The 24,511-nt window shown below is 70.0% G+C and carries 26 protein-coding genes; 18 read left to right on the top strand and 8 right to left on the bottom strand.

All coding sequences use genetic code 11. The features are described from left to right. On the bottom strand, positions 1-1,546 hold a 1,546-nt coding region (gene accD / locus ACWEH3_RS29590), incomplete at its 3' end, for an acetyl-CoA carboxylase, carboxyltransferase subunit beta (RefSeq protein ID WP_452358421.1). Between the two features lie 198 nt (positions 1,547-1,744). Here accD and ACWEH3_RS29585 point away from each other — a divergent pair. The 8 genes from ACWEH3_RS29585 to ACWEH3_RS29550 all read left to right on the top strand — a co-directional run bounded on the left by ACWEH3_RS29585 (position 1,745) and on the right by ACWEH3_RS29550 (position 8,513). Then, positions 1,745-2,176: a beta-ketoacyl synthase N-terminal-like domain-containing protein gene (locus ACWEH3_RS29585; RefSeq protein WP_450018232.1), complete on the top strand. Its 432-nt coding sequence runs from the start codon at positions 1,745-1,747 to the stop codon at positions 2,174-2,176. Continuing rightward, on the top strand, positions 2,161-3,015 hold the full coding sequence (locus tag ACWEH3_RS29580; RefSeq protein ID WP_450018234.1) for a beta-ketoacyl-[acyl-carrier-protein] synthase family protein: 855 nt from the start codon (positions 2,161-2,163) through the stop codon (positions 3,013-3,015). The genes ACWEH3_RS29585 and ACWEH3_RS29580 overlap by 16 nt, the downstream gene beginning before the upstream one ends. Further along, positions 3,012-4,250 carry a ketosynthase chain-length factor gene (locus tag ACWEH3_RS29575; protein WP_450018236.1) on the top strand — a complete coding sequence of 413 codons (1,239 nt, stop codon included), beginning with the start codon at positions 3,012-3,014 and terminating at the stop codon, positions 4,248-4,250. The genes ACWEH3_RS29580 and ACWEH3_RS29575 overlap by 4 nt, the downstream gene beginning before the upstream one ends. Next, positions 4,247-4,501, top strand: coding sequence for an acyl carrier protein (locus ACWEH3_RS29570; RefSeq protein WP_355077911.1), 255 nt, complete (start codon positions 4,247-4,249; stop codon positions 4,499-4,501). Before ACWEH3_RS29575 ends, ACWEH3_RS29570 begins: the two co-directional genes overlap by 4 nt. 145 nt (positions 4,502-4,646) lie before the next feature. Beyond that, a complete protein-coding gene (locus ACWEH3_RS29565; RefSeq protein ID WP_450018239.1) occupies positions 4,647-5,585 on the top strand; it encodes an aromatase/cyclase in 939 nt (312 codons plus the stop codon). Further along, a complete protein-coding gene (locus tag ACWEH3_RS29560; protein WP_450018241.1) occupies positions 5,582-6,508 on the top strand; it encodes an MBL fold metallo-hydrolase in 927 nt (308 codons plus the stop codon). The genes ACWEH3_RS29565 and ACWEH3_RS29560 overlap by 4 nt, the downstream gene beginning before the upstream one ends. Continuing rightward, positions 6,496-7,749: an FAD-dependent oxidoreductase gene (locus tag ACWEH3_RS29555; RefSeq protein ID WP_450018243.1), complete on the top strand. Its 1,254-nt coding sequence runs from the start codon at positions 6,496-6,498 to the stop codon at positions 7,747-7,749. The genes ACWEH3_RS29560 and ACWEH3_RS29555 overlap by 13 nt, the downstream gene beginning before the upstream one ends. Positions 7,750-7,751: 2 nt before the next feature. After that, positions 7,752-8,513: an alpha/beta fold hydrolase gene (locus tag ACWEH3_RS29550; protein ID WP_450018245.1), complete on the top strand. Its 762-nt coding sequence runs from the start codon at positions 7,752-7,754 to the stop codon at positions 8,511-8,513. A 133-nt stretch (positions 8,514-8,646) separates the two neighbouring features. Here ACWEH3_RS29550 and ACWEH3_RS29545 read toward each other — a convergent pair whose 3' ends face one another. Continuing rightward, positions 8,647-9,012, bottom strand: a complete 366-nt coding sequence (locus ACWEH3_RS29545) for a winged helix-turn-helix transcriptional regulator (RefSeq protein WP_450018247.1) — start codon at positions 9,010-9,012, stop codon at positions 8,647-8,649. Positions 9,013-9,115: 103 nt separating this feature from the next. Here ACWEH3_RS29545 and ACWEH3_RS29540 point away from each other — a divergent pair, with 103 nt between their 5' ends. Continuing rightward, on the top strand, positions 9,116-9,610 hold the full coding sequence (locus ACWEH3_RS29540) for a luciferase domain-containing protein (protein WP_450018249.1): 495 nt from the start codon (positions 9,116-9,118) through the stop codon (positions 9,608-9,610). A gap of 29 nt (positions 9,611-9,639) precedes the next feature. Continuing rightward, positions 9,640-10,074 carry a lipocalin-like domain-containing protein gene (locus tag ACWEH3_RS29535; RefSeq protein ID WP_450018251.1) on the top strand — a complete coding sequence of 145 codons (435 nt, stop codon included), beginning with the start codon at positions 9,640-9,642 and terminating at the stop codon, positions 10,072-10,074. Here ACWEH3_RS29535 and ACWEH3_RS29530 read toward each other — a convergent pair. Beyond that, positions 10,035-10,502, bottom strand: a complete 468-nt coding sequence (locus tag ACWEH3_RS29530; protein ID WP_450018253.1) for an acetyl-CoA carboxylase biotin carboxyl carrier protein — start codon at positions 10,500-10,502, stop codon at positions 10,035-10,037. The two genes, ACWEH3_RS29535 and ACWEH3_RS29530, sit on opposite strands and share 40 nt — an antisense overlap. 15 nt (positions 10,503-10,517) lie before the next feature. Next, on the bottom strand, positions 10,518-11,300 hold the full coding sequence (locus tag ACWEH3_RS29525; RefSeq protein ID WP_450018255.1) for an SDR family NAD(P)-dependent oxidoreductase: 783 nt from the start codon (positions 11,298-11,300) through the stop codon (positions 10,518-10,520). A 173-nt stretch (positions 11,301-11,473) separates the two neighbouring features. Between ACWEH3_RS29525 and ACWEH3_RS29520 the strand changes: the two genes are divergently transcribed. The 5 genes from ACWEH3_RS29520 to ACWEH3_RS29500 all read left to right on the top strand — a co-directional run bounded on the left by ACWEH3_RS29520 (position 11,474) and on the right by ACWEH3_RS29500 (position 17,175). Beyond that, positions 11,474-11,893 (top strand): nuclear transport factor 2 family protein, encoded by a 420-nt coding sequence (locus ACWEH3_RS29520; protein WP_355077921.1) that lies wholly within the window; start codon positions 11,474-11,476, stop codon positions 11,891-11,893. 26 nt (positions 11,894-11,919) lie between these two features. Further along, positions 11,920-12,528 carry a malonic semialdehyde reductase gene (locus ACWEH3_RS29515; RefSeq protein WP_450018257.1) on the top strand — a complete coding sequence of 203 codons (609 nt, stop codon included), beginning with the start codon at positions 11,920-11,922 and terminating at the stop codon, positions 12,526-12,528. Positions 12,529-12,651: 123 nt separating this feature from the next. After that, a complete protein-coding gene (locus ACWEH3_RS29510) occupies positions 12,652-14,781 on the top strand; it encodes an ArnT family glycosyltransferase (RefSeq protein ID WP_450018259.1) in 2,130 nt (709 codons plus the stop codon). Between the two features lie 142 nt (positions 14,782-14,923). Beyond that, entirely contained in the window at positions 14,924-15,640 is a 717-nt protein-coding gene (locus ACWEH3_RS29505) for a response regulator transcription factor (protein WP_450018261.1), read from the top strand. Next, positions 15,637-17,175, top strand: a complete 1,539-nt coding sequence (locus ACWEH3_RS29500; protein WP_450018263.1) for a sensor histidine kinase — start codon at positions 15,637-15,639, stop codon at positions 17,173-17,175. Before ACWEH3_RS29505 ends, ACWEH3_RS29500 begins: the two co-directional genes overlap by 4 nt. 295 nt (positions 17,176-17,470) lie before the next feature. Here ACWEH3_RS29500 and ACWEH3_RS29495 read toward each other — a convergent pair whose 3' ends face one another. Then, positions 17,471-18,271, bottom strand: coding sequence for a PIG-L deacetylase family protein (locus ACWEH3_RS29495; RefSeq protein ID WP_450018265.1), 801 nt, complete (start codon positions 18,269-18,271; stop codon positions 17,471-17,473). Between the two features lie 22 nt (positions 18,272-18,293). Further along, the gene (locus ACWEH3_RS29490; RefSeq protein WP_450018267.1) at positions 18,294-18,689 is read right to left on the bottom strand and encodes a hypothetical protein; all 396 of its coding nucleotides are present in this window, start codon (positions 18,687-18,689) and stop codon (positions 18,294-18,296) included. Between the two features lie 403 nt (positions 18,690-19,092). On the opposite strand from ACWEH3_RS29490, the gene galE reads away from it, so the two are divergent. Together galE and ACWEH3_RS29480 are read left to right on the top strand one after the other, a co-directional pair. Beyond that, positions 19,093-20,070, top strand: coding sequence for a UDP-glucose 4-epimerase GalE (gene galE / locus ACWEH3_RS29485; RefSeq protein WP_450018269.1), 978 nt, complete (start codon positions 19,093-19,095; stop codon positions 20,068-20,070). A gap of 457 nt (positions 20,071-20,527) precedes the next feature. Next, a complete protein-coding gene (locus tag ACWEH3_RS29480; RefSeq protein ID WP_450018271.1) occupies positions 20,528-21,016 on the top strand; it encodes a hypothetical protein in 489 nt (162 codons plus the stop codon). Between the two features lie 10 nt (positions 21,017-21,026). Here the strand turns inward: ACWEH3_RS29480 and ACWEH3_RS29475 are convergent, their stop codons facing one another. Both ACWEH3_RS29475 and ACWEH3_RS29470 read right to left on the bottom strand, forming a co-directional pair. Beyond that, the gene (locus tag ACWEH3_RS29475) at positions 21,027-22,352 is read right to left on the bottom strand and encodes a cryptochrome/photolyase family protein (protein WP_450018273.1); all 1,326 of its coding nucleotides are present in this window, start codon (positions 22,350-22,352) and stop codon (positions 21,027-21,029) included. 156 nt (positions 22,353-22,508) lie between these two features. Then, positions 22,509-23,132 carry a lipocalin family protein gene (locus ACWEH3_RS29470; RefSeq protein ID WP_356960837.1) on the bottom strand — a complete coding sequence of 208 codons (624 nt, stop codon included), beginning with the start codon at positions 23,130-23,132 and terminating at the stop codon, positions 22,509-22,511. 239 nt (positions 23,133-23,371) lie between these two features. On the opposite strand from ACWEH3_RS29470, the gene ACWEH3_RS29465 reads away from it, so the two are divergent. Continuing rightward, positions 23,372-24,217 carry a MerR family transcriptional regulator gene (locus tag ACWEH3_RS29465; RefSeq protein WP_450018275.1) on the top strand — a complete coding sequence of 282 codons (846 nt, stop codon included), beginning with the start codon at positions 23,372-23,374 and terminating at the stop codon, positions 24,215-24,217. Positions 24,218-24,511: the final 294 nt, after the last annotated feature.

Below are 24,511 nucleotides of genomic sequence, written 5' to 3'. Positions count from 1 at the left end.
CGGCCACGGGGGCCGCGCCCACGTCGTCGCCCGGCTCGGGCAGCACCGCGTCGACCACACCCAGACGCAGCAGGTCCCGCGCGGTCAGCGACAGCGCGGCCGCGGCCTCCGGTGCGGCGGCGGGGTCGTTCCACACGATCGCCGCGCAGCCTTCCGGGCTGATCACCGAGTACGTGCCGTTCGCGAACATGAGCACCCGGTTGGCGACGCCGAGCGCAAGGGCTCCGCCGCTGCCGCCTTCGCCGATCACCACGCTGATCACCGGCACCCGCAGCGCGGACATCAACCGGATGTTCTCCGCGATGACGATCGCCTGCCCCTGCTCCTCGGCGGTCGCGCCCGGATAGGCGCCGGGCGTATCGATCAAGGTGACCACGGGCAGCCCGAGCTTCTCGGCCAGGCGCATCAGACGAGCCGCTTTGCGATAGCCGGCCGGAGTCGGCATGCCGAAGTTGCGTTCCATCAGCTCCTTGGGATCGTGTCCTTTCTGGTGGCCGATCACCATGACCGGCCGCCCGCCGAGCCACGCCGTTCCGCCGACCACCGCGGCGCAATCGCCGGAGATCCGGTCGCCGCGCAACTCGCGGAACTCGTCGAAGGCGAGTGCGAAGTAGTCCAGCGCGGTCGGCCGCTGCGGAGACCGCGCCCGGCGCACCTGTGTCCAGGGATCGGTCGCGGGAACGCGGGCCGGATCGGTGATCACGCCCGCGTCCGCGGGGACGAGGGTCTCGGCGGAATCGACCGGACCCGCGGCCCGCAGCAGTGCGCCGAGCGCCTGGCGCAGGCCCGCCCGCGGCACGATCATGTCGATGAGCCCGCGCTCCAGCAGGAATTCGGCGGTCTGGAACTTCGGCGGCAACTCCTGCCGGATGGTCTGCTCGATCACTCGCCGTCCGGCGAACCCGAGCCGCGCGCCCGGTTCGGCGATCAGCACGTCGGAAAGGGTGGCGAAGGAAGCCGCGACGCCGCCGTAGGTGGGGTCGGTGATCAGGGTGACGGTGAGGATGCCCGCCCGGTCCAGTTGCTCCAGCGCCGCGCTGGTCTTGGCCATCTGCATCAGCGACAGCGGGCCCTCCTGCATCCGGGCGCCCCCGGACGCGGTGACGATGATCAGCGGAACACGATGGGCCAGCGCGGTTTCGGCGGCCGCGGTGATCATTTCGCCGACCGCGGTGCCGAGACTGCCGCCCAGGAAGCGGAAGTCCATGGCGGCGATCACCACCGGCCTGCCCTCGATCGCGGCCAGCGCGCACAGCACCGCGTCGTGCATGCCGGTGCGGGAGCGCGCGGCGGCCAGCCGGTCCGGGTAGGGCTTGGTGTCGGTGAAGGTCAGCGGGTCCTCGTCGGTGGCGGCGACCGGCAGCGGCTCGAAGCGTCCCTCGTCGGCGAGCTGCTCGATGCGCTGCCGCGCGGTGATCGGCGTGTGCCTGCCGCATTCGCCGCAGACGCCGAGGTCGCGGGCGAACCGCTTGCCGTACAGCGGGATCAGGCATGCCGGGCAGAGCACCCAGTCCGCGGCGCCGTGCTGGCCGTGTGCTGACTTCATCACGCGTGTCTCCTGTGCTCGGGAACAGGTGATCGATCCGGGCGGCGCCGGCCGGGCGATCACAGCGACAGCCTGCGCCCCACCGCTCGAGAACAACTCGACTCGCTCGCTCGAGCGAGGTTCGAGGACCGTCCTCGATGCTCGATCGCACCATCGAAGGGAGAACGCCATGAACACCAATGCATCCGGTGGTGCGCGATGAGCCGCCGCGTTGTCGTCACCGGGCTCGGCGTCCGCGCGCCCGGCGGGTCGGGCAAGGACGAGTTCTGGAAGCTGCTGTCCGAGGGCCGCACGGCGACGCGCCGGATCTCGTTCTTCGACGCCTCGCCGTACCGGTCCCAGGTGGCCGGCGAAGCGGACTTCGACGCGGCGCTGGAAGGGCTGTCTCCCAGGGAGATTCGGCGCATGGACCGGGCTGTGCAGTTCGCCGTGGTCTGCGCGCGGGAGGCGGTGGCCGACAGCGGGCTCGACCTCGCGGCGGTCGATCCGCACCGGCTCGGCGTGAGCCTCGGCAGTGCGGTCGCCGCGGCCACCAGCCTGGAGCGCGAATACCTGGTGCTGTCGGACTCCGGGAAGAACTGGCTGGTCGACGAGACGTATCTCTCTCTCCGCACATGTTCGACTACATGATCCCCAGCGTGATGCCCGCCGAAGTGGCCTGGAGCGTGGGCGCCGAGGGACCGGTGGCGATGGTCTCCAACGGATGCACCTCGGGACTGGACTCGGTGGGCCACGCGGTGCAGCTGATCCGCGAGGGCTCCGCCGACGTCATGGTGGCGGGCGCGTCGGACACGCCCATCACACCGATCGTGGTGGCCTGCTTCGACGCGATCAAGGCGACCACCCCGCGCAACGACGAGGCGGAGGTGGCCTCGCGGCCGTTCGACAACTCGCGCAACGGGTTCGTACTCGCCGAAGGCGCCGCGATGTTCGTGCTGGAGGAGTACGAGAGCGCACGCAAGCGGGGCGCGCACATCTATGCCGAGATATCCGGGTACGCGACCAGGTGCAACGCCTACCACATGACGGGCCTCAAGGCCGACGGCCGCGAGATGGCCGAGGCGATCCGGGTCGCGCTCGACGAATCCAGGATCGACCCGACCGGTGTGCACTACATCAACGCGCACGGCTCGGGCACCAGGCAGAACGACCGGCACGAGACCGCGGCGGTGAAGCGCAGTCTCGGCGCGCACGCCTACGCCACGCCGATGAGCTCGATCAAGTCGATGGTCGGGCATTCGCTGGGCGCGATCGGCTCGGTCGAGATCGCCGCCTCACTGCTGGCGCTGGAATACCAGGTGGTGCCGCCGACGGCGAACCTGCACGAACCCGATCCCGAATGCGATCTGGACTACGTGCCGCTGGTCGCCCGCGACCATCGGATGGACACCGTGCTCACCGTGGGTAGCGGGTTCGGCGGCTTCCAGAGCGCGATGGTGCTGCGCAAGGCGGAGGCGGTGGCGGCATGATCCTCGTGACCGGAATGGGAGTGCTCGCGCCGAACGGCATGGGCGTTGAGCGCTTCTGGGACGCCGTGCTGGCCGGTCGCGGCGGGATAGCGCCGCTCACCCGGTTCGACACCAGCGGCTCGTCGGCGCGACTGGCCGGGCAGGTGGCCGATTTCGACGCCGGTGAGCACCTGCCGAGCAGGCTGCTGCCGCAGACGGACATCTCGACCCGGATGGCGCTGGTCGCCGCGCAGTGGGCGCTGGACGACGCGAAGGTCGACACGGCGACGATGACCGACTACGACATGGGCGTGGTGACCGGAAACGCCTCCGGCGGTTTCGAATTCACCCATCGCGAATTCAACAAGCTGTGGTCGCTCGGCTCCGAGCACGTCAGCGTGTACGAGTCCTTCGCGTGGTTCTACGCGGTCAACACCGGCCAGATCTCCATCCGGCACGGCATGCGCGGACCGAGCAGCGCCTTGGTCGCCGAGCAGGCGGGCGGACTGGACGCGATCGGCCACGCGCGGCGCACCGTGCGGCGCGGGACGCCGCTGGTGGTCACCGGCGGTGTCGACTCGGCGCTGGACCCGTGGGGCTGGGCCTCGCATCTGTCCAGCGGCGGGGTGAGCGCCGCGACCGACCCCGACCGCGCCTATCTGCCGTTCGACGCCCGCGCCGCCGGCTACGTGCCCGGCGAAGGCGGCGCGATGCTGGTCGTGGAGGACGCCGCCGCCGCGCGGGCCCGTGGCGTGCCCAAAGTGCACGGTGAGATCGCCGGCTACGCCTCGACCTTCGACCCGCCGCCCGGTTCCGGCCGTCCGTCGGGCCTGCGCCGCGCCGCCGAACTCGCGCTGGCCGACGCCGGGATGACGCCCGGTGACATCGACGTGGTGTTCGCCGACGCCTCCGGCATACCCCACCGCGACCGCGACGAGGCCGCCGCCATCGAGGCGCTGTTCGGGCCGGGCGGCGTTCCGGTCACCGCGTCGAAACCGCTGACCGGACGCCTGTTCTCCGGTGCGGGTCCGCTCGACGTCGTCACCGCGTTGCTGGCGATGCGCGACTCGGTGATCCCGCCGACCCCGCGCACCACCACGCTCGCCGAGGACTACCGGATCGATCTGGTTCTCGGCGCCCCGCGCTCCGCCACCGTCGGCGGCGCGCTCGTCCTGGCACGCGGGCGCTGGGGTTTCAACTCCGCGGTCGTCGTGCGCGCCGTGTCCGATCGAGATCTGCCGAGGAGCGAATCATGACCATGACCATCACCGAACTACGCCGCATTCTGGTGGACTGCGCGGGCGGCGAGGACCTCGCCGAACTCGGCGGCGACATCGCCGCCGTGGAATTCGAGGAGCTGGGCTACGACTCGCTCGCGCTCATCGAGACCGCGGCGCGGATCCAGCGCGATTTCGGCGTGACGATCCCGGAGGAAGAACTCGTCGAGGTCAAGACGCCGCAAGAGCTGGTCGACATCGTGAACGCCCAACTGCGCGGTGCGGCATGAGCGGTCAGGCCCGGAGGAGGCAGCGCAGCGTGACCACGCAGGGCCCCGCTCATGCCGAAAGCACACACCGCATGAGCGGTCAGGCCCGGAGGAGGCAGCGCAGCGTGACCACGCAGGGCCCCGCTCGTGCCGGAGAGGACAGAGCATGACCGGCGAAGTGATGTCCCACAGCAGGGTGGTGCAGGCCGCCCCGGACGTTGTCTACGGCCTGGTCGCCGACGTGACCAGATGGCCGGTGATCTTCGAGCCGAGCGTGCTGGTGCGCCACCTGCACCGGGGGCAGGACGAGGAGCGCTTCCGGCTGTGGGCGACCGTCGGCGGCGCGGTGAAGAACTGGACGTCGCGGCGGGTGCTGGACGCCGAGCAGCGCCGCATCGTGTTCGAGCAGGAACGCAGCCAGGCGCCGATCGCGTCGATGGGCGGCGGCTGGTCGTTCCGCGAGATCGGTCCCGGCGCGACGAAGGTCACCTTGGACCACCACTTCGCGGTGGTGGACGGGGCCGATGCCGCGCAGGTCGCCGCGTCGGTCGATCGCAACAGCGTGGTCGAGCTCGCGGCGCTGGCCCGCGTCGCCGAGCTCGGCCATCCGGTGGACGAGGTGATCCACACCTTCGAGGACACCGTGACGCTGGAATGCTCGTCCGCCGCGGCGTATGACTTCGTCTACCACAGCGAACGCTGGCCCGAGCAGGTGCCGCACGTCGGCCGCATCGAGCTCACCGAGGATGCCGAGGGCGTGCAGCTGATGGAGATGGACACGGTGACGGCGGGCGGTATCCCGCACACCACGAAGTCCATCCGGGTGTGTGTTCCCGGCGAACGAATCGATTACAAACAGCTGGTGCCGCCCGCGATCCTGTTCGGCCACAGCGGTGCGTGGGAATTCGCCGAGGGTCCGGACGGCGCGGTGGTGACCGCGCGGCACACGGTCGCGATCAATCCCGAGGCCGCGCGCGAGATCCTCGGCGCGAACACCGATCTCGCCGACGCCCGCGCGTACCTCACCGAAGCGCTGTCCGCCAACAGCCGCAACACGCTGCGGTGCGCGGAACGCTGTGCCGCGACGACGAAGTCACCGACATGACCGCCACCGAGACGAGCGCGACGCCGCGCGTACAGGAGATCGCCGACGGCGTCCACGCCTACACGCACAGCCGCGGCGGCTGGTGCGTCAGCAACGCCGGCGTGCTGACCGGGCCGGACGGCGCGGTGGTGATCGACACGCTGGCGACGGAAGGGCGCACCCGGGCACTCGTCGAGTTCGTCGACGGGCTGGGTACCGGCCCGGCCCGTGTCATCGTGAACACCCATCACCACGGCGACCACAACTTCGGCAACCACCTGTTCGGCCCGGCCGCCGTCGTCGTCGGCCACGACCGGATCCGGCCGGAGATGATCGAGACCGGCCTGGCGCTGACGAAGCTGTGGCCGGATGTCGAATGGGGCGATGTGCGGGTCACGTTGCCGAGCATCACGTTCAGCTATCACCTGACCTTGCACCAGGGCGAGCGCCGGGTGGAGCTCATTCACTTCGGCACCGCCGCGCACACCACCAACGACGTGGTGGCGTGGCTGCCCGAGGAGCGCGTGCTGTTCGCCGGAGACCTGGTGATGGCAGGCGCTGCGCCGTTCTGCCTGATGGGGTCGGTCAGCGGTTCCGTCAACGCGATCCGGCGGCTGGCCGCGCTGGGCGCCGAGACGGTCGTCGCCGGACACGGCCCCGTCACCGGACCGGAGATCTTCGACCAGACGCTGCGCTACCTGCGCTGGGTGCAGGACCTGGCCGCGGAGGGACGCGCACTCGGGCTGACGCCGCTGGCGATCGCGCTGGAGGCCGACCACGGTGAGTTCGCCGACCTGGTCGACCAGGAGCGGTTGGTCGGCAACCTGTACCGCGCCGACGCGGAGCTGTCCGGCGGCGAACTCGGCGAGCCACTGGACGTGCAGGCGATCTTCGACGAAATGGTGCTCTACAACGGCGGGCAGGTGCCCACATGCCTGGCGTGAGCACCGAATCGGTGCGGGTCTGCGTGATCGGCGGCGGCCCCGCCGGACTGATGACCGGCCTGCTGCTGGCGCGTTCCGGCGTGGAAGTGCTGGTGCTGGAGAAGCATCCGGACTTCCTGCGGGATTTCCGGGGCGACACCGTGCACACTTCGACACTGCTCGCGATGAACGAACTCGGCTTGGCCGAGGAATTCCTCGCGCTGCCGCACGTCGAGCTACCCCGGCTGCCGATGGCGACCGCCACCGGTCCGGTGGTGTTCGCCGACTTCAGCGCCCTGCCCGGGCCCTTCCCGTTCGTGGCGTTCATGCCGCAGTGGGATGTGCTGAACTTCCTCGCCGAGGCGGGCGGGCGCTACCCCGGCTTCCGGTTGGTGCAGGAAGCGGAGGTCACCGAGCTGATCCAGCGCGGCGGTGCGGTGGCGGGCGTACGCGCCGAGACCGCTGACGGTTCGCTGGAGGTCAGCGCCGACCTGGTGATCGCGGCCGACGGGCGGCACTCGATCGTGCGCCGATCGGGGCTGCTCGAGGTCGCCGCCAGCGCGGCGCCCATGGACGTGCTCTGGTTCCGCGTCGGCAAGCCGGAGGGCGAGCGTCTGCCCACCGTCCGCAGCGGGAAGGGATTCTTCATCGTCTGTATCGATCGCGGTGACTATCTCCAGGTCGCCTACATGATTCCGAAGGGCGGCTTCGCGACGATCCGGGCGGCGGGGCTGGCGCGGTTCCGTGCGGATCTGTCCACCATCTATCCCGTGCTCGCGCCGCGTCTGGAAGCGGAGATCCTGGACTGGGACGACGTGAAACCCCTCGACGTCCGAGTGGATCGGCTGCGCCGCTGGTACCGTCCCGGCCTGCTGGCGATCGGGGACGCGGCGCACGCGATGTCCCCGGCGGGCGGGGTGGGCATCAATCTCGCGGTGCAGGACGCCATCGCGACCGCTCGCCTGCTGGCGCCGATCCTCGCCGCGGGCGCGACCGCGTCCACGACGCAGCTGCGCACCGTTCAGCGCCGCCGCGAATTCCCCATGCGCGTGGTGCAATTCGCGCAATTGCACTTGCTGTCGGACCTCTACCCGAGTGCGGGACGGCCCGGGACCGACAAGCCGCTGCTGGTGCGGCTGCTGCGCCGTTTCCCGCGCCTGCCCCGGCTGGTGGCCAGGGTGATCGGTCTCGGCATCCGTCCGGAGCCGGTGCCGCCCGCGACCGAAACCGTCACGACCCTAACGAAACTCAGGGAGAACTGATCGTGTCGACCTACCTGCTCATTCACGGCGCCTTCCACGGCGGATGGGTCTGGCAGCGGGTGACTCCGCTGCTGGAAGACGCCGGTCACCGCGTGCTGGCCCCCTCGCTGGTCGGTCTGGGCGACCGCGCGCACCTGCTGACCCCGGATGTCGGGCTCGACACCCATGTGCAGGATCTGATCGAGCTGGTCACCGCCGAGGACGCGATCGAAGTCGTCCTGGTGGGCCACAGCTACGGCGGCATCGTCGTCACCGCGCTGGCCGACGCCGTGCCGGACCGCATCGCCGAACTCGTCTACATCGACACGTTCGTGCCGCGCGACGGCGAGGCGGTGGCCGACATCATGCCGGGCATGGTCGACGCCTTCGCCGCCGCGGCGGCCGCCACCGGCGACGGCTGGCTGGTGCCGCCGCAAACCGAACCGACCGGCGACGGCGGCCTCTACGGCGTCACCGAGGACCCCGATCTCGGTTGGCTGGCGTCCATGCAGACGCCGCAATCGCTGAAGACCTTCCAGCAACCGATGACACTGACGAATCCCGCTGCACTGGCGAAGATTCCGGTGACGCACGTCCACTGCGGCGAAGGCGGCGAGGACTTCAAGGCGATGCGCGCGGCCATGCCCCGCACCCTGCCACCCGCGGATCTGCCTCCCGGCCGCCTCCACGTACTCCCCACCGGGCACGACTGCATGATCACGATGCCGCGCGAATTGGCCGGATGCCTGCTCACGGTGGCGCCGCGCCCAGCATCCACCCGTTGATTGCGAGCAGTCACGAACTCGTGCCCTCTCGTCACGATGAGAGCGGGAGTGCATGCGATATTCGTGACATGAAGTAGGACTTGCTGCCGCTGGTCAGTCAGTGGCAGCAAGTCCTTTTCGTTGATCTCACGGGTCAGTTCGCGCGCTCGCCGGCGTCGTAGGCGGCGCGCGCAGCCAGGACCTCGCCGAGGTGTTCGGAGGACCAGGTCACGATGCTGCTGAACACCGGGGTGAGCGTTCTGGCCAGTGGGGTCGCCTCGTATTCGACGCGCGGCGGGACTTCGGGGTGGTAGGTGCGCGCGACCAGGCCGTCGCGTTCGAGCTGACGCAGGCGCTGGGTGAGGACCTTGGGTGTCAGGCCGGGAATGCGCTGTTGCAGTTCGGTGAAGCGCAGCTTGCCGTCATGGGTGAGTACCCAGAGCACCTGGGTGGACCAGCGGCCGAACACCAGGTCGATGACGGGTGTGATCGGACAAGGGTCGACCGGCGCGGTTGTCATACGTCCTCCCGGTAAGTCACTTTCTCCTTGGTTACTACTATACTTTGGAAAGTAATGTGTTTCCAGGGGTCGCGAGTACGCGAAATCCGAAGGGAGCACAGTCATGACGACGACAACAGTGGACGGACGCCTGGATCTGCCGCGGCGCTCCGGTGACCGGCCGCGCACCCGCGCGCACAATCCGCACCAGCAACTCGACCAGATCGCTCCGCCGGAGTTGCAAGAGGAGCTGTGGTCGCGGATGACCACGCTCGACGGCGTTCTGCTCGGCCACAGTGGAGTCTCCCTGCCCGACACCCGGGCCCTGCACCTGCGGCCGACGATCGCCCACGGACCCGGCGAGGCGTACCTCGCGGGCACCGAGTTCGCCCACCTGCACGGGCACGGGGACGGCAGTCTGCACATGTGCCTGCCGAAAGACACAGTGGCGCAGGCGGTTCGGCTGGGCTGGGCGGAGGCGCATCCGATGGCTCGGCAGGGATACCTGCCCGGGACGCTGGTGATGGTGTACGGGCCACGCGATCGCGAGGAGCTGGACGTCGTCTGGCAGCTGGTACGGGCCAGTCACCGCTTCGCCCGGCAACCGGCTACAGCGTGATTAGAGCGGCGGCCGCCATCGTCGGTGTCATGAACGCAACCGATCTTGTCGGCACCTGGGAACTGGTGTCCTACTACGACATCGATGAGCAGGACGTCACCAGCGCGGGCCCGCTCGGCGACGCACCACGCGGCCTGCTGATCTACGGCGCGCACGGTTACATGTCGGTGAGCATGATGCGCACTGACGGAGCCCAGGGAGCCACCCCGTTCATGGGGTACGCGGGCACCTGGCGGCGCACCGGCACGGAGGTGGTGCACGCGATCAGCGTCTGCTCCAACCCGGCTTGGGCGCAGACCGAGCAGGTGCGGCAGATGTCGCTGAACGGCGACGTGCTGACGCTCATCGGCGCCGCACAGGTCGGCGGGCGGACACAACGCCGGGTGCTCACCTGGCGTCGCGGCCGCCCGCTCGAAAAGCACCGTCATTCCGGCGAATACGAGAACAGGGGCTCGTCGAATTGAACCGGTTCGCCGTCTTCCTTGAGAATCCCGGTGATCACGCCCGCCTGCGCCGTCACCGGGATCATCAACTTCATCGCCTCGACGATGCCGACCTGCTGCCCGGCGCTCACCCGATCGCCGACCTCGACGAACGGGTCCGCGCCCGGCTCGGGGCATCGATAGAACACGCCGACGCTGGGCGCGCGGACGACCGCGCCGAGCGCGGGAGCCTCCGGCGCGGCGACGGCTTCCACCGCGGCCGCCGCGATCGGGGCGGGCACGGCCGCCCACTCGGCCTCGACGGTCACCTCCCCCACCTGGAAGCGCAGTGCGCTCGGCTGCTGCGGAAAGCCCGCGAGCAGCTGCAACGCGCCGGCCTGGATCGCCTCCAGCACCCGCAGATAGTCCTCGTGTCCGGTGGTGGGGACGTTCTCCTCCACTGCGGTCATTGCCGTCACTCCTTGTCAGTAATTACCCAGGCCGCCGCAGACGTTCAGCGCCTGCGCGGTGACGGCGCCCGCCCCGGGACCGATCAGATAGTCGACCATCGCCGCCACCTCGAACGGCTGCACGTAGCGGCCGATCGGCACTCGCGCGCTGACCCGGGCGTGCACCTCGTCGGTGTCCACGCCCCACAGCCCCGAATACACCTCCCGCACCCGCTCGGCCATCGGCGTCTCCACGAATCCGGGGCACACGGCGTTCACGGTGATCCCGGTCTTGGCCAGTTCGAGGCCGAGCGCTTTGGTGAAGCCGACCACGCCGTGCTTGGAGGCGGAATACGGGGCGCCGTGCACCACGCCCTGTTTGCCGCCGGTGGAGGCGATGTTGACGATGCGGCCGCTGCCGCGTTCGAGCATGCCGCCCGCGTTCAGCACCGCCTTCGTCATCAGGAACACGCTGTTGAGGTTGGTGTTGATCACGTCGAACCACAGTTCGTCGGTCACCTGCGCGGTGACGCCGCCGCCGCTGCGGCCCGCGTTGTTGATCAGGATGTCGATCGGGCCGTAGCGCCGCACACCCGCGTCGACGTACTCGCGGACCTGCGCGGCGTCGCCGACGTCGCAGACGGTGCCGTCCACCTCATGACCGTCGTCCTGCAGACTCTTCACCGTGTCGGTCACCCGCTGCTGATCGCGAGCGCAGAGGAACACCGCGATCCCCTTGGCCGCCAGGCTTTTGGTGATCTCCAGGCCCATTCCGCTGGTCGCTCCGGTGACCAGCGCGACGCGCCGATTTTCCGCCATGACTCCTCCATCGGTCGAACTTCCGAACTCGCCGGGCTTCTCGACCACCAGGGTCGACCCGCGTCCTATAGATCCGGTCAACCGCGGGCGACGGGCGTCGGCTCAACCGAGGCTCTAGCGGCGTCGGCGACGCTGGCGTGCAGCCGAGCCCCGCCGCGACCACAGGAGCAACCATGACCACCGTCGCCAGCCGCACCGAGTTGTACGCCGAGGTCCAGCAGTTCTACGCCGAACAGATGCAGCGGCTGGACAACCGCGACATCCCCGGCTACGCCGCGACTTTCACCGAGGACGCGGAATTCGAGCACACACCGGGCATTCCGCCGGCCCGGACCAGGGCCGGGATCATCGCCGACCTGGTCGAGTTCCACAAGCGCTTCGAAACCGACCCGATGCAGCGCAGGCATTGGTTCAACATGATCAACCTGCAGCCGCAGGACGACGGGACCATCGTGTCCACCGCCTACTGCCTGGTAGTGAAGATCCGCCCGAACAGCAAACCGGAGATCGCGCCGAGCTGCGTCGTGCACGACGTGCTCGTCCGCGCCGACGGCGCCTTGCTGACCCGGTCGCGGCGCGTCGTCCACGACTGATCCGACCACTATCGAGGAGAAACCCTGTGAACTCCGTTCAGCCGGACTTGCTCACACTCGCCGCCGACGCCGGGGACCTGCTGTTCCGGGAGGCCCGCACGGCGAACGCCTTCACCGACGAGCCGGTCACCGACGAGCAGGTCCGCGCGATCTACGAGCTGGTCAAATACGGACCGACCTCGATGAATCAGCAACCGCTGCGGATCGTTCTGGTGCGCAGCCCCGAGGCCAGGGCCCGGCTGGTCACCCACATGATCGACAACAACAAGCCGAAGACGGCCGCCGCGCCGCTGTCGGCGATCCTCGCCGCCGACCTGAATTTCCACGAGCACCTGCCCACGGTGTTCCCGCACGCGCCGCAGGCCAAGGACTACTTCGCGGACGCCGACTACCGCGCGGAGTCCGCGCGCTTCAACGCCCTGATCCAGATCGGCTACTTCATCCTCGGCGTCCGTGCCGCCGGGCTGGCGGCGGGCCCGATGAACGGCTTCGACGGCGCGGGCCTGGACGAGGACTTCTTCCCTGGCGGCGAATACACCGGCCTTGTCGTGGTCAATATCGGCAAGCCCGGCCCGAACGCGTGGTTCCCGCGTTCGCCGCGACTGGCGTACGAGGAGGTGGTCAGCACAGTGTGATCCCGCCGAGCGAGTGACGAGGGCCGCTCGGCCGCACAGCGCACTCCCAGGTTTGCCCCAGCTTGCGGGCAGGCTGCCTTCCTAGCCTTCGAGCAGAGGTTCAGACGAAAGGAAGGCGAAATCATGGCGCTGATCACGAGCGTCCCGCCGGGCGTTGCGGCCGACGAGCGACTCGTCGGCGCCCATCGCGCACCGGCACGCCGGTCCCGGGCGGATCGCGTGTTCTTCGGGCCCGCGAGCCAACCGCGATGGGCGCGCCCGGCGTTGTTCGCGCTGCTCGTCGCCACCGCGGTGCTGTATCTGTGGAATCTGACGGTATCCGGTTGGGCGAACGAGTATTACGCCGCCGCGGCGCAGGCGGGCACGCAGAGCTGGAAGGCACTGCTGTTCGGCGCGCACGACGCGGGCAACGCGATCACGGTGGACAAGCCGCCCGCGGCGCTGTGGGTGATGGGGCTGTCGGGGCGGCTGTTCGGATTCGGCTCGTGGTCGCTGCTGGCGCCGCAAGCGTTGATGGGCGTCGGCTCGGTGGCCCTGCTGTACGCCGCGGTGCGGCGTTGGAGCGGGCTCGGCGCGGGCCTGCTTGCGGGTGCGGCGTTGGCGGCGACTCCTGTCGCCGCGTTGATGTTCCGCTTCGACAACCCGGACGCGCTGCTGACCCTGCTGTTGATCGCGGCGGCCTACTGCACGGTGCGGGCGATCGACTCGCACCACCCGCGCTGGCGTTCGGCGAGCACGTGTTGGCTCGCGCTGGCCGGTGTCGCCATCGGTTTCGCGTTCTTGACCAAGATGATGCAGGCGTTCCTGGTCCTGCCCGCCCTGGGTCTGGTGTTCCTGGTCGCGGGAGCGGGCGGATTCTGGTCCCGCATCGGCAAATTGGTCACCGCGTGCGCGGCCATGGTGGTCGCGGGCGGCTGGTACGTGCTGCTGGTGGAGTTGTGGCCCGCGGATTCGCGCCCGTACATCGGCGGGTCGACCGACAACAGCCTGTGGGAGCTGGCGCTCGGCTACAACGGCATGGGCCGGTTGCTCGGCGGCAGCGGCAATCCGAGTGGAGGGGGCTCCGGCGGTCCCGGCGGTGGCGGCGGCATGGGCGGCGCGTTCGGCGGCGACACCGGACTGGCCCGGCTGTTCAGCGGCAGCATGGCGACCGAAGTGTCCTGGCTGCTTCCGGTCGCGCTGATCGGCTCGGTCGCCGGGCTCTGGCTGAGTGGCCGCGCGCCGCGCACCGATCGGCTGCGGGCGGGGTTGCTCCTCTGGGGCGGTTGGTTGCTCGGTACCGGCCTGGTCTTCAGCTACATGAGCGGCATCATCCACCCGTATTACACGGTGGCCCTGGCGCCGGGCGTCGCCGGTGTCGCCGCGATCGCGGTGACGCAACTGTGGCGGCGGCGCGGGCACGTGGCGGCCAGGATCACCTTGGCACTGCTGTCGGCGGTCACCGGCGCCTGGGCCTTTGTTCTGCTGAACCGCACGCCGGACTGGCTGCCGTGGCTGCGCTGGGCGGTAGTGGCCACGACGGCGATCGCCGCGGTGGCGCTGCTGGTCGGCGCGCACCGGTCGCGCCGGATCGCCGTCGCGATCGCAGCCACGGCGTTGCTCGCCGGATTCGCCGGGTCGACGGCCTACGCGGTCGAAACGGTCACCCACGCGCACAGCGGCGGCATCCCCACCTCCGGACCCGCGCAGGCGGGTTCCATGGGCGGGCCCGGTGCGGGCGGAGCCGGTGGCCGGGGAGCAGACGACGGCCGCGCCGAGGCCACCGGCGGAGCGTCCGGGGCCGGCCGCGCGACTCCCACCGGCGGCGAACTGCCCACCGGGGACATGGCCGCCGACGGCGGCGTGCCGACCGGTGCCGGTGCTCCCGCGGGCGGCGCTCCCGGCGGCGGTGGACCGGACGGCAGCGCCGACAACGCCGAGCTGAACGCCCTGCTGGAGAACACCGACAGCCGCTGGTCGGCGGCGAGCATCGGCTCGGGCACCGCGTCGAGCCTGGAATTGCGCACCGGCACGTCGGTGATCGCGATCGGCGGCTTCAGCGGCGGCGACGACGCGCCGACGTTGGCTCGGTTCCAGCAGTACGTGGCCGATGGCGAGGTGCACTGGTTCATCGCGCAGGGGCAGGGCATGCGGCCAGGCTCCGGGAACGAGAAGTCGGCCGCGGACGAGATCACCGAGTGGGTGAAGGCGCACTACACCGCGAAGACGGTCGGCAACGTCACGGTCTACGACCTGACCGCACCCACCGGCTGACGATTCCGATCCCTGCCGACGGAGTATCGCCGCGTCCCACGACGCGGCGATACTCCGTTCGCGTGTCCGTGCCCGCGTGGCTCCCAGGAAATACCCAGCTTGCTCGCAGGTCGCTCCGTGCCTGCGGCGCAATCATGGGATCATGACCGGCACCGAACCCGAGGCCCGCGTCCTCATCGTGGACGACGAACCGATGATCATCGAGCTGCTCGCCGTGAGCCTGCGGTTCCAGGGCTTCGAGGTGGCCACCGCGCTCAGCGGAACCGAGGCGCTGGACCGCGTGCGCACCTTCCGGCCGCACGCGCTCGTCGTCGACGTGATGATGCCGGGCATGGACGGGTTCGGGATGCTGCGGCGGCTGCGCGCCGACAGGGTCGACGCCCCCGTGCTCTTCCTGACCGCGCGCGACGACGTCGACGACAAGCTCACCGGCCTCACCCTCGGCGCGGACGACTACGTGACCAAGCCGTTCAGCCTCGAGGAGGTCATCGCCCGGCTCCGAGTCATCCTGCGCCGCAGCGGAATACAGTCCGTCCAGGAGAACGCCTGCCGGATGGCCGTCGGCGACCTGGTGCTCGACGACGACAGCCACGAGGTGTGGAAAGCGGGCGCGCCGGTGTCGCTGTCGCCGACCGAGTTCACCCTGCTGCGGTACTTCATGGTCAACGCGGGCAAGGTGCTGAGCAAGCCGAAGATCCTCGACCACGTCTGGCGCTACGACTTCGGCGGCGACGCGGGCGTGGTCGAGTCGTATGTGTCGTACCTGCGGCGCAAGATCGACACCACCGAACCGAAGCTGCTGCACACGCTGCGTGGCGTGGGATATGTGCTGCGCGAACCGCAGGTGAGCCGGACGTGAGCGTACGGGAGAAACTCGCGCGGCGAGTGTCGGCGGTCCCGCTGCGGATAGGGCTGGTGATCGTGCTGCTGCTGTTGACCGCGGCGGCGTTGTTCGCGTCGGGCGCGGCGGTGACCTCGGCGCTGAGCCGATCGCTCACCCAGCGCACCGACGAGCAGCTCTACGACGCGGCACGGCAGTGGGCGGAACCGCGTCCGATGCGCCAAGTGACCACCAGCGACGGTCGAGTGCAATGGCTTCCGGCCGATCTCCCGGCCCTGCCGGTACAGCCGAGGTCGGCGGGCGAACAGCCGCGCCGGTTCTTCGAACTGCGTACCGGCGCCGACGGGCAGGTGTATCAGGACCTACCGGGCGCCAACAGCGCCGCGGGCAACCCGGATCTCAGCGGCGCGAAAGCCCACACCCCGCAGACGGTGGGTTCCGCGGACGGTTCCTCGGTGCGCTGGCGCGTACTGACCACCACCAACCAGTACGGCTCGACCACCATCGGCCTGCCACTCACCGACAACCAGGAGACGGTATCGCGGCTGATCTTCTTCGAGATCGGCACGGGGGCGGCGGCACTGCTTGCCCTCGGCGCCGTCGGCTACCTGGTCATCCGGCGCAGCCTGCGGCCCTTGCGCGAGGTGGAGCAGACCGCGGCGGCGATCGCAGGCGGCGACCTGCACCGGCGGGTCCCGGTGCGCGGCGTCGACACCGAGGTCGATCATCTGGCGCGCTCGTTGAACGAGATGCTCGCGCAGATCCAGCACGGCGTGGCCGCCTCCGAGGCCTCGGAGGAAGCGGCCCGCCGCTCGGAGACGCGGATGCGCCGCTTCGTCGCGGACGCCAGCCACGAACTGCGCACGCCGCTGACCACGATCCGCGGTTTCGCCGAGCTGTACCGTCAGGGCGCCAGCAGCGACGCGGGGATGGTGGTCGGCCGGATCGAGGCCGAGGCCGAGCGGATGGGTCTGCTGGTCGAAGATCTGCTGTTGCTGGCGCGGCTGGATGAGAAACGCCCGCTGGAGCGCAAACCCGTCGACCTGCTCGCCCTCGCCGGCGACGCCGTGCACAACGCAAGGGCCATCGCCGCCCGCCAGAAACCCTCGCCCGACGCGCCCGATCGCCCGATCACACTGGCACTCGGCGACGGCGAGGGAACCATGGACGTCATCGGCGACGAGGCCCGCCTGCGCCAGGTACTGAGCAACCTGCTCGGCAACGCCCTGATCCACACCCCCCGGGAAACGCCGATCACGGTGCGGCTCACGGCCGCCCGCGATCGTGTCCAGGTCGACGTGATCGATGCGGGCCCCGGCCTGTCTCCTGAGGCCGCCGCCCGGGCTTTCGAACGCTTCTACCGCGCGGACGCCTCACGCACCCGCACCAGCGGCGGCGCCGGCCTCGGTCTGTCCATCGTCCAAGCCCTGGTGACGGCCCATGGCGGACGGGTGTCGGTCGACAGCGAACCGGGCCGCGGTGCGACCTTCACCGTGGTGTTGCCTCGGGAACCCGCCGATACGCGCTTCGCAGGTGACATGCCACCGCAGTAGGGCCGCCGCGAAGGAGGCTTCCGCACCGAACCTCACCGCTCACCTGGCGTAACCGTCGAACACCGGTCGGCTTCCCGTGGACGCGCGGGTAACCACCGGCCGTGCCCTATCGGCATCGGCGCACCGGCTGGGAGCGCCCGGGTTCAGCGCGGTCCCGGCGGCGCTCGTCCGGATCGAGTCGGCACAGCCCGCGCATCACGACCCGCGCCGAAACCGAATGCTGCTTGCTTCGAGAAATCTTGTCGGCGCAATCGCACAAGTAACGCGGTGGGTCGCGAACCCGAGGGCACACCGCTCAGCGGGACGCGGGCCGGAAGATGTCGTCGAGCGGAGTTCCCGAGGTCGAGGTAGCGCCTTCTTCGGCGAACCACTCCCAGCGCATCACCCGGGCGAGCACCGGCGTCGGCATGCGGAGTAGCGCCTTCGCGATGGCCGCGAAGCGGCTGGAGCCCTCGATGATGGACCGGTGGGCGGCCAGAGCGGTCTTGCGGCGGGCGGCTTGGGCGGAGACGTCGATTCGATGGGTGATCGCCGAACGTGGACTGTAGAACGAGTCGAGCACCGATAAGTCGTAGCGGAAAGGAAGTCCCAGCCACGTCAGCGAACGCACGAGACGTGCGTAACCATCGCGGGGCAGGGTGGCGTCCAGAACGCGCGCTACCCCGGCGAATTCGGCCGCGCGTTTGCCCACTTCGTGCACGCGGATGTGGTCGCGGTGGCCGTACCCTCCGTTGCGGTCGTAGCTGAGCAGGATCTCCGCGTTCTCCTCGCGCAGGATCGCGGCCAGCCGACGCGCCGCGTCCTCGGGGTCCGCGCGGGCGAATCGCATCCGGTCGGGTGGGTCGGCGTACAGCACCGGGCCGTGCCCGCTGTCGGCGTAACCGAGGTGCGCTACGCGGTGCACGCCGAGGGCGGCGGCGCTCGCCTCCAACTCATCGAGCCGCAGCGCCTTCCGGCCGTCGAGATCGGCCATATGGCCGTCGGTGGCCACCACGATGACGGTCCGGTGCCCGGCGGCCGACAGTTCGGCCAGCGTCCCGCCGGTCAGCAGCGTCTCGTCGTCGGGATGCGCGTGGAATGCCACAACGGTCGCCATCGCACCAGTGTGCCAAAGACATTCACAGCAGATCCCTGGCCAGCCTGGTCGCGCCGACGAGCATGTACCCGCCGGTCAGGGCGACCAGTGCGACCGCGGTCGGCCGGGGAACGTCGCCACGCAGGACGCGCACCCCGCCGTGTGTCGTGTCGAGGATGTCCACCAGCAACGCCAAGCGCTGCCAGCGCGGCAGCTCCTCGGCGGGCGCGGTGAGATACCCGAGGCCGAGCGCGATCGCCCGCGCGCCGAAGATCCGGGTCATGTAGTCGAGTTCGGGCGTGGGCCGCACGCCCAGCGCCGTGGTCAGCGTCCGCGGGGCCACGAGCGCGGCCGAGCCGAGCGCGACCCGTCCGAGCGCCAAGCCGCGCAGCGCACCGGTCAGTGCGGGGCGGTTTCGCCGCGTGCTGTTCGTCACCATGCTCCCGAGCCTCGCCCACAACGCCGATCAGGTCGATTACCAGCGAGGTAATCGACCTGATCGGCGGCGTGTCGAAAGACTCAGGGCAGCGGGACCCACCGCGGCCTTCACCACCTTGGACTTCAACGCCTTCATACTCGTTCTCCTTGGTATCGGCCCGTGGGGCCATCGGCCGGACTTCGACCGCGAGAACGATCCTCGGCCCGGGATCTCGAGGGAGCCCGATACTGCGCTGGGAAATAGCTGGCAGCCGGATCGATATCTCCAGCGAATTCACAGCTTCGACAGCGTCCCCCGGCCGGGCTCGGACGCGATGATGGTTCGGGACCCAGACCCGGCCAGCGGCGCCCTCGTCACGGCCTACTCTGAGATCTTCCGCCAGCCACCTCAGGAGAGGACATTCGTGAAGCTTCTCGTTACCGGCGGCGCCGGCTACATCGGCAGCGTCGTCGCGCATCAACTCGTCGACACGGGCCATGAAGTGGTGATTCTCGACGACCTGTCCACCGGCTTCCCGGCGAACCTTCCGCCGCGCGCGACGTTCCACGAGCTGTCGATCCACCGCGTCGCCGACGTGCTCACCCCGGCGGCGGGCTTCGACGGCGTGCTGCACTTCGCCGCCAAGATCGAGGTCGCCGAATCGGTCGCGAATCCGGAGAAGTACTGGTGGAACAACATCGAAGGCTCGCTCGCCCTGTTGCGCGCCGTTCGCGCCGCGGGCACCCCGCGCCTGATCTTCTCCAGCACCGGGTCGATGTACACCGGCGACGGCAGCACACCCTTCGACGAAAGCGCCGAGGTGCGTCCGGCCAACCCGTACGCGGCGACCAAGGCGACGGTGGACCTGATGATCGCGGGCGAGTGCGGCGCGAGCGAACTCGGCGCGGCGTCGCTGCGCTACTTCAACGCCTCCGGCGCCGTCGTCACCGGTGACACGCACCTGGGCGAGCGGCACGAGCCCGAGTCGCACCTGATCCCGATCCTGCTGCAAGCCGCTGCGGGACAACGCGATTCGTTCACCCTCTACGGCACCGACTACCCGACGCCGGACGGCACCTGCATCCGCGACTATGTGCATGTGGCCGATCTGGCCGCCGCGCACCTGCTGGCGCTGGAGGCCATCCGTCCCGGCGAATACGAGGTGTACAACCTCGGCAACGGCAGCGGGTACTCCAACCGGCAGGTGCTCGACACGGTGCGCGAAGTCACCGGACGGGACTTCCCGGTCCACTACGGCCCGCGCAGGCCGGGTGACCCGGCCGTCTGCGTGGCCGCGAGCGGCAAGGCGGGGACCCGGCTCGGCTGGAAGCCACAGCGCCCCGACCTCGCCGACATCGTCTCCGACGCATGGGACTTCCACCGGTCGGTGCACGGCGACTGATCGACCGGGAGAACGATCCGGCGAATCTCCGTGATTCCCGGGCAACCCTCGTCGGCAGGCCCGGAAACACGAGCCGCTCAGAGGATGAGCAGGATCAGCGCCTTCTGCAGGGTGTCCACGATGCGGCCGATGGTGATCGCGATTTCGACGGTGCCCATGACAGGCCCCTTTCCTCGGACATGGCAAATCCTCGACACATCAATTCAAACGCGCGCGAACGGGATTCGCCAAGCTCACGCGGGAACGTATGTGGTCGAGGCGGCTTGATCCGCGTGTCCTCGCTCTTCGAATCATCTGTGTCGCGGCACCGGTCGCGACCGCGAGGCGGAACGTCGCCGCGCGCAGACCTTTCGATCGACCGTCAGGAGCACCTGTGACATCGTCGCAACCGTTGGCCCGGAGACACTCGCACGACTGTTCTCGGCGTGCGGCGGATATGGTCGGGCGAGCCGCGGCGATGCTCGACATGCTCCCCGTCGTTCCCGACGCGGTACACGCTCGGCTCTCGACACTCGCCGAGGACATCGCGTGCGAGCTGCCCGGCGAGCCGGACTGCGATCTCACCCGCGCCTTGCGCGATGTCGTGGTCCACCTCGCGACGACAGCCGAGCTCGCCCACCGGCACCGGGTGACGGCGCTCGCGGACGAACTCGCCGAGATCATCGGTATCGTCCAGGAATGCGGCCGGAACACGGCCCGATCGTTCGCGGCACCGTGGAATGCGGTCGGGGCGGCGCGCTATCGCGCCGAGATCCGGTGGCTCGCGAGCGACGCCGACGACGCGTTCCGCCGCTTGTTCGCACGGTGGTACTTCGACATCGACGATCTGACCGCGATCGCCGGGATGCGGGAGGTCGGCGACGAACTGGAGAACGTGATCAGAGCCTTCGAGTCGGTCGCCGACGCCGTGCTCGTCGTGCAGCCGCCGAACGAGCTGTCCGGGTGACTCGGCCGCACTACATCCCGACGACGTCGATGATCGGCGCCGGATAGTCCGCCGGATCGACGTTTTCCCGCCACGGTCGGTGGATGCGCGCGCCGGGTAGATGCGCCAGCTCCGGAATCCAGCGCCGGACGTACGCGCCGTCCGGGTCGTAGCGCTGCGCCTGGCGCAGCGGATTGAGCACCCGGTTCGGCCTGGTGTCGGTCCCCGTACCCGCGACCCATTGCCAATTGAGCTGGTTGTTCGCCAGATCGCCGTCCACCAGCCAGCGCAGGAAGTGCTCCGCTCCGACCCGCCAGTCGACCCGCAGCGACTTGGTCAGGAAACTGGCCGTGATCAGGCGTGCCCGGTTGTGCATCCAGCCTTCCGCGCGCAACTGCCGCATGCCCGCGTCCACGACCGGGTGCCCCGTGTGCCCGTCCCGCCAGGCGTCGACCGCCTGCTGGTCGTCGCGCCAGCGGATCGGGCGGGGACGGTAGTCCGACCAAGCCGCGGACGGGCGGGCGGCCAGCAACTGGTGGTAGAAGTCGCGCCAGGCCAGCTGCCTGGCGAACGCGTGGCCGCCCTCGGTCGACATGTCGACCCGGTGCGCCAGCTCCACCGGAGACAAGCAGCCGAAATGGAGGTAGGGCGACAGCCGTGAGGTGGCGTCGGCGGCGAGGTCGTCGTTGTCGCGCGCGTAGTGTTCCACCGGCCCGGACAACCAGTCGCGCAGGATCTTCCGGCCCGTCGTCTCACCGCCCACCGTGAGCTGCGGCGACATCGGAGCCGCGCACAGCTCAGCCGCGTCCGGCAGCGGCAGGCCGGACACCCGCGGCACCGTGAGGTTACGCGGCTTGCCCAGCGGCTTGCGCTGTGGCGCGTCGGACCAGCGCCGGAAATACGGGGTGAAGACCGCGAAGTGGTCGCGACCGGTGGCGGGCAACAGCGTCTCCGGATCGGCGGCGGTGACGGTGGCGGGATGCGTGTGCAGCAGGCAGTCGCGGCGGGAGAGAAGCTCGCGCAGCGCGCGTTCCCGCCGGCGGCTGTAGCCGCTGACGTCGGCGGCGACGTGCACGCTCGCGGCGCGCACCTGCGCCGCCACGCGATCGACCTCCGCGGCCACGTCACCGCGGCGCAGGACCAGGCCGCCGCCGATGGCGCGCAGTTCGTCGTCCAACTCGGCGAGGGCGGCGGCGAGGAACCCGGCGCGGTTGGGCGCGGCGAAGCGGCCGGAGAGGATAGCGTCGTCGAGCACGAAAAGCGGCACCACCGCGGCGCTCTCCCGGTGCGCGGCGGTCAGCACCGGATTGTCTCGCACCCGCAGGTCGCGGGTGAACAAAGCGATCGTGACGGTCACCGCGCACGCTCCCGCCATGCGGCACGAATGGTCATTCTCGAGCCTCCTTCGGACGGTGCGGTCGTGCTCGGCGCCCATGAGGGCCGCGCCGGGACGGCATCGGGCGGCTCAGCCATACCGCGCGACGCGACCCTCGCGAGCGCCGAACACGCCGGTTCACCCCGCGCAGAGCGGGACGATGCGCGACTCACCGCCTGTCGTCGGTGAGGTCAGATACAGGCAAGTGTTCTGGCCCGCGGCGGTGATCGCCGCGCGCACCTGCTGCCACGCATCGGCCTCCAGCGACGCCGCGCGAGCCAGGACGAATCCGGACGCCCGGCTCGGGTCGGTGACCACCGCCCACGAATAGTCCGGGCCGAGCGCGGTGACGATGTAATTGGTCGGCCCGTCCAAGGCGTCTTGGGTCGGCACGCTGGGGAAGCTGACGTGCAGTTGCGCCCCGGTCTCCCGATCGTTGACCACCGCGGTGCCGTTGATCTCGTTCTGCGTGTTCGCCCACGTGGTGCAGGTGTTGCGCACCGCGATGTTCCCCTGCGGATCGAGTGCGTAGTTCGCTTGCGTGTCCCGCGCGCAGGCGAGGTTGAAGTACTGCGGGATGGCGGCGAGTTGACGCCACGTGCCGAGATACCGCTCCAGTTCGAGGCGCGGCACCGGCGCGGGCCCGGCGACCTGACCGGGCTCCCCGGAGGCGCCGCCCGCCGCCAGCGCCGTGACGGACAGGGCCGACACCGCCGCGACGAGCAGGCGGGTGGACGTACGCAGCAGATTGCGACGGTGCACGCTAACTCCTCGGAAATCGGCGACGCGATCCACACTAGCATAGAACGATGCATAATTGATGCAAACAGCTCTTCACGGAGGATCGATGACACCGCGGACAGCGTCCCGTCGCACGGCGACGGCCCGCCGGCTCACGCGCGACCGCCCGGCCCGGGATCGAGGATGACGTGGCGCCGCCGCGCGGACCCGTCGACCGGCCGGGTGGAACGAATCCCGCCGGCGGCGGGCAGAATAGTGCGATGCCCGCCGGTCCCGTCCCCGTGTCCGACGCGGCCGGATACACGGTGCGCGCGGTCGCCGAACGCCTCGGTATCCCGACCGCGACGCTGCGCAGCTGGAACCGCCGCTACGACATCGGCCCGCCGCAGCACCGCCCGGGCAAGCACCGCCTGTACACCGAGGCCGACATCGCCATGCTCGAGCGGATGCTGACCCTGATCCGCGCGGGCGCGAGCCCGGCGGGTGCGGCCGCCGCGGTGCGCGGGCCCGCGCCCACCCTCGGGCGCCGCGAATCGTTGCTGGAGGCGGCCTTCGCGTTGGACACCACCGCGGTCTCCGATCGGATCGAAGCGCATGTCCGCGCGTTCGGCGTGGTGGACACCTGGGATCTGCTGTGCCGACCGGCTTTCGCCGACATCGTCGACCGCCAGCTCAGCGGAGAGGGCTGCATCGATGTGGAGCACTTGCTGTCCTGGTGCGTGATCTCGGTGCTGCACCGGACGAACCCGCCGTCGGCGCCCGTCGGCACGACGCCGGTGGTACTCGCCTGCACCAGCGGGGAAACGCATTCGCTTCCGCTGGAGGTGCTGCGCGCGGCCCTCGCCGAACGCGGCGTGGGGGCGCGGATGCTCGGCGCCGACGTGCCCGCCGCCGCGCTCGCCGACACCTTGGCCCGGTTCGAAAACCCCGCCGCCGTGCTGCTGTGGTCGCAGCAGGAGTCCACCGCGCTGACCTCCGCGGTGCGCGCGTGCCTCGACGCGGGGGCCCGAGTCCTGGTCGGCGGCCCCGGCTGGGAGGCGGTCTTCCTCCCCGACGGCGTGGAACGTGTCGGCAGTCTGCTCGACGCCGCCGACCTGCTCGCCTGAGGTGCGTCGAGATACGCGGAACGGAACACTCGCTGCGAATCGTTCTCCGGCGCAGATCATGTGGGAGCCGATCGACGACTGACGCCATCGATCCTTCTCCCACTATTCGATGCAGAATTGATGCATTACCGAGGAGGCATATCGCTGTCGCAGCACCACAGTAGGAAGACGGGCGATGATCGAGCACACGCACCGCCGTCCCAGCTGTCGCCACTCGTCGGCAGCGATGCGCCGTAACACCATTCGGCCCTCGTCTGCAACGCCTCGCGTCGGCTGCGGCCACCGACCGGAGGC

The organism is Nocardia sp. NPDC004718 (assembly GCF_053601535.1).
Note: the sequence above shows the minus strand (reverse complement) of the source record. Positions and strands in the feature narration are given on the sequence as shown.